At 68.9% G+C, this 14964-nt stretch carries 14 protein-coding genes; 8 read left to right on the top strand and 6 right to left on the bottom strand.

The features are described 5' to 3' along the window. Nucleotides 1-47 precede the first annotated feature (47 nt). Nucleotides 48-875, top strand: coding sequence for a DUF427 domain-containing protein (locus ACGFH6_RS32675; protein WP_393391580.1), 828 nt, complete (start codon nucleotides 48-50; stop codon nucleotides 873-875). A gap of 40 nt (nucleotides 876-915) precedes the next feature. On the opposite strand, the gene ACGFH6_RS32670 is transcribed toward ACGFH6_RS32675, so the two are convergent. Together ACGFH6_RS32670 and ACGFH6_RS32665 are read right to left on the bottom strand one after the other, a co-directional pair. Then, a complete protein-coding gene (locus ACGFH6_RS32670; RefSeq protein ID WP_393391578.1) occupies nucleotides 916-1419 on the bottom strand; it encodes a pyridoxamine 5'-phosphate oxidase family protein in 504 nt (167 codons plus the stop codon). Between the two features lie 25 nt (nucleotides 1420-1444). Then, nucleotides 1445-2275: a methyltransferase domain-containing protein gene (locus tag ACGFH6_RS32665; RefSeq protein WP_393391576.1), complete on the bottom strand. Its 831-nt coding sequence runs from the start codon at nucleotides 2273-2275 to the stop codon at nucleotides 1445-1447. Between the two features lie 126 nt (nucleotides 2276-2401). Between ACGFH6_RS32665 and ACGFH6_RS32660 the strand changes: the two genes are divergently transcribed. After that, a complete protein-coding gene (locus tag ACGFH6_RS32660) occupies nucleotides 2402-5323 on the top strand; it encodes an AAA family ATPase (protein ID WP_393391574.1) in 2922 nt (973 codons plus the stop codon). A 4-nt stretch (nucleotides 5324-5327) separates the two neighbouring features. Here ACGFH6_RS32660 and ACGFH6_RS32655 read toward each other — a convergent pair whose 3' ends face one another. Continuing rightward, on the bottom strand, nucleotides 5328-6095 hold the full coding sequence (locus ACGFH6_RS32655) for a phytanoyl-CoA dioxygenase family protein (protein ID WP_393391573.1): 768 nt from the start codon (nucleotides 6093-6095) through the stop codon (nucleotides 5328-5330). A gap of 84 nt (nucleotides 6096-6179) precedes the next feature. Between ACGFH6_RS32655 and ACGFH6_RS32650 the strand changes: the two genes are divergently transcribed. From ACGFH6_RS32650 to ACGFH6_RS32640, 3 genes are read left to right on the top strand one after another with little or no spacing between them, the layout of a single operon-like run. Continuing rightward, on the top strand, nucleotides 6180-6923 hold the full coding sequence (locus ACGFH6_RS32650) for a helix-turn-helix domain-containing protein (protein WP_393391572.1): 744 nt from the start codon (nucleotides 6180-6182) through the stop codon (nucleotides 6921-6923). Nucleotides 6924-6978: 55 nt separating this feature from the next. Further along, a complete protein-coding gene (locus tag ACGFH6_RS32645; RefSeq protein ID WP_393391570.1) occupies nucleotides 6979-7632 on the top strand; it encodes an RNA polymerase sigma factor in 654 nt (217 codons plus the stop codon). Next, nucleotides 7625-8743, top strand: coding sequence for a CU044_5270 family protein (locus ACGFH6_RS32640; protein WP_393391569.1), 1119 nt, complete (start codon nucleotides 7625-7627; stop codon nucleotides 8741-8743). The genes ACGFH6_RS32645 and ACGFH6_RS32640 overlap by 8 nt, the downstream gene beginning before the upstream one ends. A gap of 64 nt (nucleotides 8744-8807) precedes the next feature. On the opposite strand, the gene ACGFH6_RS32635 is transcribed toward ACGFH6_RS32640, so the two are convergent. Further along, the gene (locus ACGFH6_RS32635) at nucleotides 8808-9305 is read right to left on the bottom strand and encodes a DUF1269 domain-containing protein (protein WP_393391568.1); all 498 of its coding nucleotides are present in this window, start codon (nucleotides 9303-9305) and stop codon (nucleotides 8808-8810) included. Nucleotides 9306-9419: 114 nt separating this feature from the next. On the opposite strand from ACGFH6_RS32635, the gene ACGFH6_RS32630 reads away from it, so the two are divergent. After that, nucleotides 9420-10082 carry a nucleotidyltransferase domain-containing protein gene (locus ACGFH6_RS32630; RefSeq protein WP_393391566.1) on the top strand — a complete coding sequence of 221 codons (663 nt, stop codon included), beginning with the start codon at nucleotides 9420-9422 and terminating at the stop codon, nucleotides 10080-10082. A 132-nt stretch (nucleotides 10083-10214) separates the two neighbouring features. Then, entirely contained in the window at nucleotides 10215-10916 is a 702-nt protein-coding gene (locus ACGFH6_RS32625) for a dienelactone hydrolase family protein (protein WP_393391564.1), read from the top strand. Between the two features lie 4 nt (nucleotides 10917-10920). On the opposite strand, the gene ACGFH6_RS32620 is transcribed toward ACGFH6_RS32625, so the two are convergent. Both ACGFH6_RS32620 and dnaG read right to left on the bottom strand, forming a co-directional pair. Next, nucleotides 10921-11325 (bottom strand): VOC family protein, encoded by a 405-nt coding sequence (locus ACGFH6_RS32620; RefSeq protein WP_393391562.1) that lies wholly within the window; start codon nucleotides 11323-11325, stop codon nucleotides 10921-10923. Nucleotides 11326-11366: 41 nt separating this feature from the next. Further along, nucleotides 11367-13265 (bottom strand): DNA primase, encoded by a 1899-nt coding sequence (gene dnaG, locus ACGFH6_RS32615; protein ID WP_393391561.1) that lies wholly within the window; start codon nucleotides 13263-13265, stop codon nucleotides 11367-11369. Nucleotides 13266-13329: 64 nt separating this feature from the next. Between dnaG and ACGFH6_RS32610 the strand changes: the two genes are divergently transcribed. Then, nucleotides 13330-14964 carry a glycoside hydrolase family 99-like domain-containing protein gene (locus ACGFH6_RS32610; RefSeq protein WP_393391559.1) on the top strand — a complete coding sequence of 545 codons (1635 nt, stop codon included), beginning with the start codon at nucleotides 13330-13332 and terminating at the stop codon, nucleotides 14962-14964.

Below are 14964 nucleotides of genomic sequence, written 5' to 3'. Positions count from 1 at the left end.
CTGCCTGTCCGCTTCGCAGGCGGTCCGGTCGAACCTACATTGGCTGTGTGAGCACGAAGATGCAGGACCTGATGTTCGGGAGCATGCCGCTGCTGCGGCATGAGCCGACCGAGATGCGGATCAGGGTCAGCGACGGGGTACTCCAGGTGGCGGACACGACGCGGGCGGTCCTGGTCTGGGAGCCGCGCCGGATCGTGCCGTCGTACGCCGTCCCGGTGGCTGATCTCCGCGGCGAACTGGCGGCCGGGACCCTGCCGTCGATTCCCGCGCCGGAGCGGATCCTCGATCCCGGGATCCCGTTCGCTGCCCACTCCTGCGACGGGGAGGCGGTCGACCTGGTCATCGGTGACACCAGGTTCGCCGGTGCCGGGTTCCGGCCGCAGGACCCGGACCTGGCCGAGTACGTCGTACTCGACTTCGCCGCGTTCGAGGCGTGGCTCGGTGAGGACGAACGGCTGATGGCACATCCGCGCGACCCGTATCACCGCGTTGACGTGCGGCAGAGCTCGCGGACGGTCCGCCTCGAGCTCGACGGCGCAGTCGTTGCCGAAAGCAACCGTCCGGTGCTGGTCTTCGAAACCAGCCTTCCGACGCGCTTCTACCTCCCGCGGGAGGATGTCCTCGCCGAGTTGACTCCGACCGAACGACGTACGGCCTGCGCCTACAAGGGACAGGCCTCCTACTTCACCGTGGCCGGCTACACCGACCTGGCCTGGACCTACCTCGAGCCGCTCGACGGAGCCACCGGGCTTACCGGGCGGATCGCCTTCCTGGACGACAAACTGGACGTCTTCGTCGACGACCGCCACCGCGACCAGCCACACTCCCCCGCCGCCGAACTCTTCCGCGACCGCTTCGGCCTGAAGGACACCTGAGCTACGTCTGCGGGTGTTCTCGACGGATGCGCGAAGGTGGTCAGGAGCTGCCGGATTCCCGCCAGGCTACTTCGGCGAAGCTGAACAAACGCTGCGGGGTCATCCGCAGCCAGGCCGTCGCCCAGTCCACGCTCCCGCCGTCGTTGCGGCGCCGCGTCAACTCCCACACGTCGTCGGGTACGGCGGTCAGCACCTCAGCCGGCCCCTCCGTGAGCACCGCGGCGTGCGCGTCGTGGTCACCTTCGAGGACGGACAGGGCCAGCCACGGATGAGCCTGCACGTTGCGGAGCCGGACCGCGCCGCCGACCGTGGGAAGCCAGAACGCCTCCGCGTAAAGCGAGTACAGGGTCGGCGCGGCGTGTGCACGACAGTCTGGCCGGGTGGAGGACGCGAGCGCGTAGCTCCGGCGCTCCAGATATCCGGCCAGCTGGGCGCCGGTCATCCGTCGCTCCGGCGGGTACGCCGTACGCGTAGCCGACCCCGCCCGGTCGAACGACTCGTCCTGCAACCGCCCCAACCAGATCGCGAGCTCGGGATCCTCCACCCGCCGGATCTTATCCGGCGAGCAGTCAGGGTCGGGCCAGGTAGGCGTAGTAGTTGCAGGCAGCGAAGAAGGTGCCGTCGGCGGCCGAACGGCGTTGGTGTGCGAGCCACTCGTCGACCTGGGCTACGGGCAGGAGGCCCTGCGAGGCGATCAACGGCGCGTAGGTCTCGGCCAGGTTGAGCATGAACGTGCTCGAGCCGGTCTCCGCGTAGACGTTTGCCTGCGTGACAAGCAGCCGGAGTCCCGCTTTCGGCAGCAGCCGCGGGAGCTCGCGCATGACTCGTGACGAGCTCATGATCATCGCCTCGAGCGCGGCTTCGACAGCCTTGCCGAGGGCCGGATCAGCGCAGTCGAAGGTGAGCGACGCGTAGTCGCCGTCGAAGACCGCAACGATGCCGTCTGGGCGGACGACACGCGCCATCTCCTTCAGTACCGCGAGTGGGTCGCGGACGTGGCTGACGAGGGTGTGGGCGATGGCAGCATCGAAGCCGGCGGTCGGGAGGTCGAGCTTGTGCGCATCGCCGACCGCGAACTGGACGCGGTCGGTAACGCCTTCGTTCGCCGCGAGCGTCTGGGCGACCGCGATGAAGTCCTCGCTCTGATCGACTCCCGTCAGCGTGCCGGCGAATCCATCGCGCGAGGCGATCGCGCGGGACACGACGCCGGTACCGCAGCCGACTTCCAGCACCCTGGCGGTCGGCGGCAGGCCCATCGCGTCGAGGTAGGCCTCGCGGTAGGCCACGAACGTCGGATCCTTGCCGCGGAGCTCGAGCCGTTCGATGAAGCGCTCGACTGTCGCGGCGTCCTGCTCGTTGACGAACTGCATCGCGTCCCGAACCTGCTGCTGTGTCGTCATCGCCCCTCCCCCATCGGCTGGCTCGTCCTTCGATGCTGGCCCTCAGGCGGGGCCCCGCACAATCGGGAGGTCCGTCCTACCTCCCGGCGACCGACGTCCTATCCCGGGCGCATACTCGAACTAGACATGGAGCCAGGACCGGCGTGGCCGAGGTTCGTGGGGCGGGCCGACGCGCTGCAACGCCTCGATGCGACGCTCGCTGCCGCGGCACGCGCTCGTGGGTCCACGGTCCTGGTCGAGGGCGAAGCCGGCATCGGCAAGACCCGACTCGTGTCCGAGCTGGGCGGTCGGGCGCAGCGAGCGGGTGCAACCGTACTGCGGGGGCGCTGTATCGACCTCGTCGGCAGCGGCATGTCCTACCTCCCTCTCGTCGAGGCCTTGTGGCCGCTGCGGGGATCAGCGGCCCTCATGGGTTGCTCGCTTCCGGAGTTGTCGCGGCTTGTCCCGGAGCTGACGGAGCCGCGGACGACCGCAGCTTCGGGCGGTCCTGACTCGCGGCTCCGACTGTTCGAGGAGACGCTCACCCTGCTCGAACACCTCGGCGCCCAAGCGCCGGTCGTCCTGGTCGTCGAGGACCTGCACTGGGCCGACCGATCGACGCTGGATCTCGTGTCGTTTCTCGCGCACGCCGCGCGTGAGCGGAGGCTGCTGCTGGTCGCGACGTACCGCAGTGACGAGCTCGTCGCGGACAGCTCGCTGCGACGCCTCGTCGGGGAGCTCTTGCGCGCGCGGGCTGCAACTGCTCTGGTGTTGGAGCCGCTGGAGCGTGACGAGGTTGCGCAACTGCTCGCCGGGACCGCAGAGGCACCTGTACCGGCGGAGCTGGCGAACGAGATCTACGAGCGCTCGCAGGGGAATCCGTTCTTCGCCGAAGAGCTCCTAGCGGCTGCCGTCCGTGGCGAGCAGACGCTTCCCCGGGTACTGCGCGACGTACTGCTGCAGCGACTCGACGGCCTCGATGGCGAGAGCCGCGCGCTCCTCCGCATCGCCGCCGCCGCTGGGCGTGACGTCCCGTACCGGCTCCTCGCCGCGGTCGCAGGCATGCCCGAGGAACGACTCGTCGAGGCGTTACGCGAGACGGTCGAGTACGACGTACTCCGGCCTGACCAAACGGCAGGGTCCTACCGATTCCGGCACTCGCTCCTGGCCGAGGCCGTGTACGCGACCCTCCTGCCGGGCGAGCGCGAGGAACTGCATGAGCGTCTCGCCCGCGCGCTGCGCGCGGAACCCGGTCTCGCCGGTGGTTCGACGGCGGCCGAGTTGGCGCACCACTGGTCGGCAGCCGGGAGGCCTGTGGAGGCGCTGCAGGCGTCGATCGAGGCGGCGCTGGACGCGGAGGCTGTTTCCGGGCCGGCGGAGGCACTCCGGCACTTCGACCGCGCGCTCGAGCTTTGGGAGCAGGTCGACGATCCCGAGTCCGCGGCCGGGCACGATCTCGGCGCAGTACTGGCCCGAGCGGCCGAGGTCGCGTACTTCGCCGGCGCCGGCAAACGGGCTCCGGAGCTGCTGCACCAAGCGATCTCGCTGGCTGATGACGATGCGGAGCTCGGCCTGCTGTACGAACGACTCGGCACGTACCTCCTCCCGATCGGCGATCGGGACGGCGCCAGGGCAGCGTTCGAACGGGCGGTCGAGCTTGTTCCGGAGCAGCCGCCCTCGCCGGAGCGAGCCCGTGTCCTCTCCGCACTCGGCAATGCGCTGAGCCTTTCCTTGCGGCCCGTCGAGTCACGCGCCGCCTGTGAGCAGGCTCTTGCAGTAGCCGCTGCGATCGGCGACGACTTACCCGCTCTGAGGGCGCTCGCCGTCCTCGGCCTGGACCTGCAACTCCTTGGGCGCGGCGCCGAGGGCGTCGAGTGTCTTCTGGACGCCCGTCGGCGCGCGGTGGAGCGTGGCGCGGTGGTCGAGGAGCTGCGAACGTACGTGTTGCTCTCGGACGTGCACCTGATCGGCGGCCGGCTGCGCGCGGCGGCCCAGGACGCGCTCGAGGGTGTCGCCAAGTCTCGCCGGTACGGGTACGAGCGAAGCAGTGGCATCGTCATCGCATCCAACGCGGCAGAGGCGCTCCTCGGGTTGGGCGACTGGACTCGCGCCGAGGAGGTACTCGACGCGGCGCTCCACCTGACCAGCAGTTTTCGGCCCGAGGGCGTGCACCTGATCCGCGCAGAGCTGGAGCTACGGCGTGGCGAGTTTGCCGTCGCACGGCAGCACCTGGAAGCGGCGGGGCCGGCGGCGCTCGAGCCGCAGCTGACGGCGGCGTACTCCGGCCTCGTGGCGGAGCTCGCCCTGTGGGAGCGGCGGCCCGAGGATGCGGCGAGTGTGGTCGATGCCGAGCTGCGCCTGGAATCGCCGGGCGAAGTGAAGATCCGCGAGCCGAGGTTGTGCGCTCTGGCCATCCAAGCCGAGACAGACCGTGCGCAGCTTGCGGCGGTCCGCCGCGACACAGCGGGTGTCGACGACGCGCGCCGTCGCGCGAAGCACCTGCTCGAACTCGCCCGCCACTCGGCCGCCGATGCGGCTGCGGTGACACTGGACGCGGCCGGCTGGCTCGCGATCGCCGAAGCCGAGCATTCCCGCGTCGAGGGCTGTTCCCAACCCGCGCTGTGGGGGGCGGCGAGCGCAGCCTGGGATCAGCTGGAGCGTCCATACCCTGCCGCCTACTGCCGCTGGCGGCACGCCGAGGCGCTCGTCGCCGCCGGCGCTTCGCGAGCGGACGCGGCGGTCCCCGCCCGCGACGCGCACCTGGTTGCGAGCAGGCTCGGCGCGCGACCGTTGACGAAGGAGCTCGAGCTGCTCGCGCAGCGGGCCCACCTCGACCTCACGGATCAACCCGCGCTCCGCGACCAGGACGACGCCCTCGGTCTCACGGCGCGCGAACGCGAAGTACTCCGGCTGCTCGCTCGCGGCTACACGAATCGGGAGATCGCCGCCGAACTCACGATCAGCATCAAGACCACCAGCGTCCATGTCTCGCACATCCTGCGGAAACTCGACGTCCCGAGTCGTCTCGAAGCAGCACGGATCGCTCACCAACTGGCCGCCGGCGACTGACGACTCAACCGGTGCCGCTGACGTCGAGGATGAAGCGTTGCGCGGGACTCAGCCGCTTGTACGTCTCGACCCGGAGGTACGCCTGCTGGTCGAGCTGCTGCGGCAGGTGGCGCAGCGCGAAGTAGGAGTGCATCGCCCTGCGCGGCTTGTCCGTGCGGTTCAGCGTGCCGCCGTGCCACAGGTGGCTGTTGAACACCACGACCGTCCCGGCCTTGCCGGTCAGCTGGATCTGCTCCGGGTGCTCGTCACCTGGATTGGCCATCTCGTCTCCAGGCATGGTTCCGCGCCGATGCGACCCCGGTACGACGCGTGTCGCGCCGTTCTCCGCAGTGAAGTCGTCGAGCAGCCAGATCGAGTTGCACACCTCGTACGCGCCGGGCTCGACCGGGTGGCCGAAGTCGGCATGCAGACCCTGGTGCCCCTGACCTGGCAACGCCGCGCGGCTGTTGAGGGACGACAACCTGAACTCGCCGAGCACATGCCGCATCGCGGCCAGGACGCGTGGGTGGCTGAAGCACACCTCGAACCTCGGGTCCTTGTTGACGAGGTCGGCGAGTCGGTCGGTGCCTTTCTCCTGGTGGACTTCCAGGCCCGCCCGGTCGCCCTCGGCGGCGGTCAGCTCCGCCATCCGCTTGTTGAGCCCGGACACCTCCTCCGCCGTGAGGATCCCCTCCAGCGAGAGGAATCCGTCGCGGTCGAGCTGGTCCTTCTCGCCTTGCGTGAGTACGTCGTCGGTCACGCCGAGGTCGCGCAGTGCGGTCGCCATATCCATCCAAGCACTCCTTCACAGATGCACGAATCGATGCCAGCATCGACGCGACGTACCAGGAAAACAATGCAGAAGGCGACAGCGGTTATGCACAGATCGCTTCGATTGCTCGGCGCCGGCGTACACACCGCCGGGCCGGGCAAGGACTACCCGTCGCACGCGCACACCTCGTGGGAGCTGGTGTACTACGTGCGCGGGCGGATCACCTGCCCGATCGGCGACGAGACGTACGCCGCCACGCCGGGGACCGTGCTGCTCACCCCACCGCGGACGTGGCACGCCGAGCTCAGCCGCACCGGCTACGCCAACCGCTTCCTGCAGGTCGACGCGGCTCCGCGCTGGCCCTGGCCACGCGTCTGCTTCGACGACGGCGACCGCAACCTCGGCCGGGTCTTCGACTCGCTCGTACGCGAGAGCACGCAGCCCAGCGACGACAGCGACCAGCTCTGCTCGTTGCTGCTCGGCGAACTCGACCTGCTGCTGCGCCGCGCGGCAGCTGCGCCGGTGACGGCGGCGGAGCAACTGGTCGCGCAGGCAGAGCGGATCTTCGAGGAGCGCTTCGCGTCGGGGATCCGGATCGCCTCGGTCGCCGCCGAACTCGGCATCTCGCCCTCCGGGCTCCGGGCATCCTTCGCTCGGCTGCGCGGCACGAGCCCGAGTACGGCGCTGCAGCACGTACGGCTCCGGCACGCACTGGGTCACCTCCGCAACTCCACGTTGCCGCTCCAGGCGATCGCTGACCTGACCGGCTACGACTCGGTCAGCCACCTCAGCCGCCACGTCAAGGCCGCCACCGGCTCGGCCCCAGGCGCGCTCCGCACCACCGACTAGGGCATGCTCTCTGGGTGGGCGGGAACCGATATCTGGGGATCGGGCAGAAGCAGGCGTGAACCGAATACAAACGGCCGCCTTCTCCCGCGAACGCCTGCCACCCGAACCGGGGCCACCGCCAGAGGCTGCCCTGAGGACCGATCCGGCCGGCCGGCGTACGGACGCCCAGCTCGTGTCCTCCAGCCAGGACTTCGCTCTGCTGTTCGATCGGTATGCCGTCGCGATCCACCGGTACGTCGCCCGTCGGCTCGGCACCACCGAGGCTGACGACCTGGTCGGGCAGACGTTCCTGATCGCCTTCGAACGCCGGCACCGCTACCACGAGTCCTCGGCGGGCGCGCTGCCCTGGCTCTACGGCATCGCCACCAACCTGATCCACCGACGGCGACGAGACGAGGTCCGCCAGTACCGCGCCTACTCGCGTTCGGATCCCGGTGGATCGTTCGACGGCGCGGACATGCTCGCCGCCGAGGTTGCCGCCCGGGTCGACGCGCAGTCGGCCTCGCGCGCCCTGGCCGGAGTACTGGCCGGTCTGCGGCAAGCCGATCGCGACATTCTGCTGCTCTTCGCGTGGGAAGACCTCAGCTACCCGGAGATCGCCGACGCCCTCGACATCCCGATCGGGACGGTCCGGTCCCGCCTGCACCGAGCCCGCCGCGCCCTGCGCGCCGCGCTGGGCCCCGACTTCCAGGAGAACCCTGATGAATGAGATCGACCTGCTCAAGCGGGTACGCGACGACGTACCCCCGCCGGATCCCATCGCACTCGCCCGCGCCCGTCAGCGTCTGCTGACCCCCTCTCCCGTACGCCGCTCCGTCGGCCGGCGCCGGATGCTGGTGGCCGGCGCCGTGGCCGCGACACTGGCCGTCGGCTTCCTGGTGAACGACGTCGTCATCAAGGACGGCGCCACGAAGCCCGGCGCGGTCGCTGACGCGGGCACCTTCCTGGCCAACGCCGCCGAACTCACCAATGCCAACCCGGACGCGCCGATCCCGCCGGGGCAGTACCGCCAGGTCACCCAGCGACACCAGGGGACGTGGAGATTCGGACCTCACAACTCGTACGTCGGCACGCGCCTCGACGTGAGCGACTGGTGGATCTCAGCCGACCAGAAGCCGCCGTACACAGCGATGTCGGTGCGCAATGCGAAGGAGGACTTCTCCCCCGCAGCGGCCAAACAGCTCTGGAGCAAGCTCGACCCGTTGAACATGAAGTCGGAGACGATCAAGTCGCCCTACGCGTGCGGGGTGGGCACGAGCGGCAGCATCATGCTCCAGAGGAAGGACTCGAAGAACGTCTGCATCCCCAGTTGGAGGATGCCTTCCGCGGATTTCCTCGCCCGCCTGCCGCGGGACCCTGACAAACTGCTGGCGGCGCTGCGCGCGGACGACACCCGGCGACTGGCGCACTGCCCGGCTGAGCAGCCGGACTGTGGTCTCCCGGTCCGAACGGCTCAGGCGGCGGACAACGAGGCGTTCGACCGCGTCGCCACCGTCATGGCCTCCGGGATCGCACCGGCCGACCTCCGAGCAGCCCTCTATCAGGCAGCCCGCAAGATTCCTGGCATCCAGCTCCAGGCCGACGCTGTGAACCTCGACGGGACGACCGGACGTGCGATCGGCCGCGTGCAGTTCTTGGGCGTGCGCCAGGACTTGATCATCGAGCCCACGACCGGCCGGTTCCTGGGCCTTCGCGAAGTCGCCACCGTCACCGCGCCCCGGAACTTCGACGGCGACCCGCAACCGCTGGTGCGTGGCGACATCGTCAACTGGACCTCCGTCAGCACTCGGATCACCCCCGACCGCCCCACAATCCGCTGACCCGAACAGCTGACTCGGCAGCCTCGCTGCCGAGTCAGCTGTGCGTGGGTCAGCTGTGCGTGGGTCAGCCGCCGAACATGTCGCGGAGGGCTGTTTCCTGCTCGGCGGAGAGGTTCGACTGGACCAGGCGGGCTGCTTTCTGGAGGCCGGTGGCTTCGAAGGTTTCCTGGACCTTGTCCAGGACGGCGTCGCTCGACATCAGGAACAGGGCCGAGGTGCCGGGGGTGATCTGGTCGCGGGCGGACTTGATGAAGTCGTCGTCGATGCCTACGTCGGTGAGCGATCCTGCGATGGCGCCTGATGCGGCTCCGATAGCGGCGCCGGCGAACGGCATCAGGAAGATCATCCCGAAGAGCATGCCCCAGAACATGCCGCCGATCGCACCAGCACCGGTCAGACTGCGCAACTGCCGGGTCTTGGGCCTCTTCGCCTCCGGCTGCCACGACACCGACGCCGCGTCGTGCACCCTGATCAGCCCCTGCTTGGCCAACCCCTCCAACGTGCCGATCGCTTGGTTGGCCCCGTCCCAGGTCGAGAACTTCCAGACGGTCAGTGTCGACATCCCGCGCGTCTCCCTCGAACTCCGAATGATCGCTGCCAGCCTCCCGCCCCCATACCCCGATCGCCTCACCCCACTCGGGTGACACCGCGCCGCAGCCAGCCAACGGCTTTGACCATGAGCACGCGCAGCGGGACCGAGGGGCGGTTAGGCTCGCGGGGGTTGGTTGAGCCGGTGGAGTTGGCGTGGGGGCCCGAGGCTTGGGATGCGTGGCGGCCTGAGGAGATTTCTACGCTGCTTGCGGGGGTGGACGCGCGGTGGTGTGTTGTGGGCGGGTGGGCGCTGGATCTGTTCCGGGGGCACCAGACACGGGCTCATGAGGATTTGGAGATTGCTACGCCGCTGTGGGATTTCGACGTACTGCGGGATCGGCTGTCGGCGTACGAGTTCTACGTGGCCGGGCGGGAAGGGTTCTGGCCGGTCGACGGGGCCGGTGGGGCGTACTTCGAGTACCAGCAGACCATGGTGCGGGATCCGGCGAACGGGAAGTGGCGCGTTGACGTGATGCGCTGCCCGGACGACGGCGCGAACTGGATCTGCGCCCTCGACCGAGCGGTTCACCGGCCGTACGACGAGTCGGTCGCCCACACGTCGGACGGCATCCCGTACCTCAAGCCCGAGCTCGTCCTGCTGTTCAAGGGCTTGCAGACCCGTCCGAAGGATCAGGCGGACTTCGAGGCCACCGCGCCGCTGCTCGATGCGGGCGCGCGCAGGTGGCTCGCGGAGGCGTTGACGGAGACAAAAGGTAGCGACCACCCCTGGATCAAGTCGCTGGACTGATCCCTTTCCGGGCCCAGGGAAACGATTCTTTCGGGTTATCCGGCCGACTTATCGGAATCAATTCGATATGCCGATATGCTGGCTTAATTCGGGATTTTGTGCTATTCTCGAAAAGCTTTGTATTGTGACCGCATGGTTCAAATCATTCGGTATCCGCAGGACGGTGTCGAGCTGGTCGGGGAGCTGTACGGCGTGGCGTCGTCCCCGCAGCCCGGGTTGCTGTTGATCCACGGTGGGGCTGGGCTTGACGAGCATGCGCGGGAGCAGGCGCAGCGGTTCGCGAGCGAGGGGTACGCGGTCCTCGCCGCCGACATGTACGGCGAAGACGTCCGGGGCGATCGCTCCAAGCTGATGGGCCTACTGGCCACCTTTCGCGACGACCACCATTCCCTTGCGAGTCGGGCGCAAGCCGGGCTGACCGTTCTCACCGAGCACCCCGCGGTCTCCGAGGTGGTCGCCGCGATCGGCTACTGCTTCGGCGGGATGGCCGCACTTTCCCTGGCCCGCGCAGGCGTGGCTCTCGCCGGCACGGTCAGCATTCACGGATCCCTTGCGACGCCAACCCCGGCGGCGGCCGGATCGATCGCCGCCAAGGTCCTGGTGTGTCACGGCTCGGCCGACCCGCACATCCCCCTGAGCGATGTCACCGCGTTCGCCGAGGAGATGGACGGAGCCCAGGCGGAATGGCAGCTCAATCTCTATGGCAACGCCCAGCACGGCTTCACGCACCGGCACGCGACTCCGGGTGATACGCCAGGCGTCGCCTACCAACCGGCTGCCGATGAGCAGTCATTCGACGACGTACTGCGATTCCTCACCACGCTGAAGAATTAGAGCCTCAGATGGGCCGGACGCCGGTGATGGTGCCGTCGGCCGTGGTGGCGTAGAGGCCCTTGGACAGGTCGACGAGGACGAGTTGGTTGCCGAAGGGGTCGCGAACTACGGCGACCCGGCCGACCGGGATGTCCAAGGGCCCGGTCACGACAGTGCCGCCGTGATCGGTGATGGTGGCGATCGCCGTGGGTACGTCGTCCACCAGCCAGTTGGGCTCGTACGGACTGGTCGTGGTCAGCACCAGTTCGCTGTCCCCGTCCGGGAGTTTGAGGCCGGCTTGCCCCAGGTCGTCGTTCCGCCAGAGGAGCCGGTGGCCGAGGGCCTCGACGTAGAAGGCGAGGCCATCGTCCAGGCTCGGCACCGGGACCTGTACGGCGTCGACGCGTCGCAGGAGTCCGTCATCAGGCATGCTCCCAGCCTCCGTCATCAGGCGGGAATGGTCACGCTGAATCAGAGCGCTCCGGAGATGGCCTTCTTGCGGAGATCGGAACGGTAGGCCTCGAGCGCGATCAGCTCGCCGAACATCTTGTTGTAGTCGTCGGCTCGATCGATCGGGTTCGTCCGCTGCAGCTTCGACTTCAGATCCTGGATCCGCCGAGCACACGTCAGCTCCTGCAGGCGAGCCAGCAACGCCAGCGCATAAGCCTCATCCGGTTCACGACCCAGTCGCAGCGGGTCGACCGCGAGCGCGCTCACGACGGCGGCGGCCGGATCGTTGCCGATGGCATCGCGTACGGCGACCACCCACGCCTCAGCCGCAGGCGCGGCCGACGGCCCACCGGCCTTCGCCATCGCGGACCGCACCGCGGCCAGCCACGGATGGGTGAAGTCGTGATCGTCCAACTCGTCGAACGCGACCCCGACCAGCGCGGGATGCTGCATCGCGATCTTCAGCACATCCCACTCGATCACGAACCGCTGATCCCGCGGCGACGGGATGTCGACGCGAGGCGGCGGCGCGGCGACCTCAGGCTGCCCCACCGGAGCACGGCGGTCCCCGACCGGCTCCGGCCCTCGCGACGCAGCGCGATAGACCTCGGACCGGACCTGGTCGACCTCCATGCCGAGCTGCCCGGCCAGCTCACGAGTGAACGAGTCCACCTTCGACCGGTCGCGGATGCTGACGACCAGCTTCGCGGCCTCGCGCAGCGCGTCGATCCGCGTGTCCGCGCGGTCCAGGTCGTACTTCGACAGCACGTTGGTCAGCACGAACCGGTACAGCGGCACCCGCCGGCCGATCAGCTCCCGGACCGCGGCGTCGCCCTTCTGCAACCGGACGTCGCACGGGTCCAGCCCGTCCGGCTCCACCGCGACGTACGTCTGCGAGGCGAAGGCCTGGTCGCCCGCGAACGCCTTCAGCGCCGCGCGCTGACCTGCCTCGTCACCGTCGAAGGTGAAGATCACCTCGCCCCGGAACTGGTCGTGATCCAGCAGCAGCTGCCGCAGCACCCGGGCGTGGTCGTCGCCGAACGACGTCCCGCAGGTGGCGACCGCCGTCTGCACGCCAGCCAGGTGACACGCCATCACGTCGGTGTAGCCCTCGACGACCACGGCCTGGCGGCCCTTCGCGATCTCGCGGCGTGCGAGGTCGACGCCGTACAGGACCTTGGACTTCTTGTAGATCGGGGTCTCGGGCGTGTTCAGGTACTTCGCTTCGATCCGGTCGTCATCGAAGAGGCGCCGGGCGCCGAACCCGATCACGTCCGACGACGCGTCCCGGATCGGCCACATCAGCCGGCCGCGGAACCGGTCGTACAGCCCGCGCTGACCGTCGGCGGACAGCCCGGACGCGACCAGCTCGGCGTTGGTGAAGCCGCGGCCACGCAGATGCGCCGTCAGCGCCTCACCACCGCGCGGTGAGAACCCGACCCCGAAGTACACGGCCGCGTCCCGGTCGAACCCGCGCTGGTCCAGGAACTGCCGCCCGGCCGCCGCGTCGGAGGCGCCGAACAGCTGCTCCACGAAGTACTCCGCGGCGACCTTGTGCGCCTCGACCAGCCGCGGCCGCTGGTTCCCCGGGCCGCGCTGCATCGGCGCGCCGGAGTCGTCGTACCGGAGCTGGATACCGACCTTCGCGGCCAGCGTCTCGACCGCCTCGTGAAAGGTGATCTGGTCGATCTTCTGGATGAAGTCGATGACGTCGCCGCCCTCTTGGCAGCCGAAGCAGTAGAAGAACCCGCGCGCCGGGGTGACGTTGAACGACGGCGACTTCTCGTCGTGGAACGGGCACAACCCCTTCAGCGAACCACCGCCGGCGTTCTTCAAGGTCACGTACGAGCCGACGATGTCGTCGATCCGGGCGCGCTCGCGCACCAGCGCGATGTCCTCGTCCTTGATCCGGCCTGCCACCCCGTGAGTCTACGATCATCGGCAAGCACTCCCGGCCACGGGAGGACGAACTGGGGAAAAGTACGTGCGCCTTCTTGCTCTTGCCGCGGCGTTCACCGCCGTGATCCTGACCGCCGGACCCGCGATCGCCGACCAGACACAAGATCCACCGCAAGCCCAGGCGGCCACCCGCCCGGCCCAGCCGAGACCCTTCGTCGAACTCGTCGCCCCGGGCGGCGTCGGCCGCCTCTACACCGCGGATCCCGGCGAGCTCGCCGCGGCGACCGGTGCGGGGTACAAGCGCCAGCCCGGCCAGGTCGGCTTCCTCGGCCAGGTGCAGCAGACCGGCGACACACCCCTCTTCCGGCTCAAGCCGACGGCGACCGCGACCAAGTGGCTCTTCACCTCGTCCACGCAGGAGCGCGACGCGCTGGTCCAGCAGAAGTGGATCCTCGAGGGCACCGCCGGGTACGTCGCCCAGCAGCCCGGCCCCGGCCTGATCCAGCTGCGCCGGTTCACCAACGGCAAGGAGTGGCGCCTGGCGCCGGAGTCGAGAACCACTGAACTCCTGAACGCCGGCTACACGCTCGACGGCCCGGTCGGGTACGTCCACCAGACCTGGATCCGCGCCGGCGCCGTGTACTTCGGCATGTTCAACACCCACGGCCACGGGACGATCATCGCCCGCACCAAGGAGATCTACGGCCGCGACAACGACTGGTGGGGCGGCGTCCGCGACTTCCACGACGGCACTCACTACGCGACCGACAACTGGCCCGGCCAGGACTGGTCGTACCTGAAGCCGTCCATCGGGTACTACGACGACTCGCAGCCCGCGACCCTGGAGAAGCACATCACCCAGGCGACGTCGGCCGGGCTGAGCTTCTTCAACTTCTACTGGTACTGGGACAACACCAAGCAGCAGCAGACCGTCACCGCGGCCGCACTGGACGCGTTCCTGCAGGCCCGCAACAAGGAGAGCATCGACTTCACCGTCGGCATTTGCGCCCACCCGTACGACACGCTCAAGATCCCGACCACGCAGTACGACGCGGTGGCCACGAACCTGATGCGGTTCCTCGGGCAGGACAACACGCTGCGGACGAACGACGGCCGCAAGATCCTGAACATCTGCGACGCCCGCGGCCTCGGCGACGGCAGCAACGCGCAGGTGAAGCAGTTCGTCGACGCGGTCCGGGCGAAGGCCCGCAGCCAGCTCGGCGAGGACATCTACGTGATGATCAACCAGGCCGGCTTCGACCCGAAGCAGGTCGGCAACGCCGGGGCGGACGCGCCGTACTGCACGACCGACGGTCCGGCAGTCGAGAGCCGCTCGTACGCGACGTACCTGCAGGGTCAGCGGGCCTTCTACAACCAGGCGCCGGGTGCGTACGGCCGCTGCATCCTGTCCGACTTCGACGAACGGCCGCGGTACCCGATCGAGACTCCCGACGTGAACGCGATCCGCTGGATGCCGGACCAGTCGTTCGACGGCTACCGCCAGGCGGTCCGCAACGCGACCGCCGACATGGCGACCTCGACAAGGCCGTCCACCGTGGACAACTACCTGTTCCTCTACGCGTGGAACGAGTGGCACGAGGGCGGCATCATCGAGCCCAACGAACGCGACGGCTGCGCCTACCTGGACATCCTGCACACCGAGCTCCAACTCCAGGGCCCCGGCTGTGTCGCTGATCCGGAAGGCACTCCCCCGAGCTGA

Origin of the sequence: Kribbella sp. NPDC049227 (assembly GCF_043197265.1) — a bacterium.
Classification (GTDB): Bacteria; Actinomycetota; Actinomycetes; order Propionibacteriales; family Kribbellaceae; genus Kribbella.
This window is presented reverse-complemented; position numbering and strand designations above follow the sequence as displayed.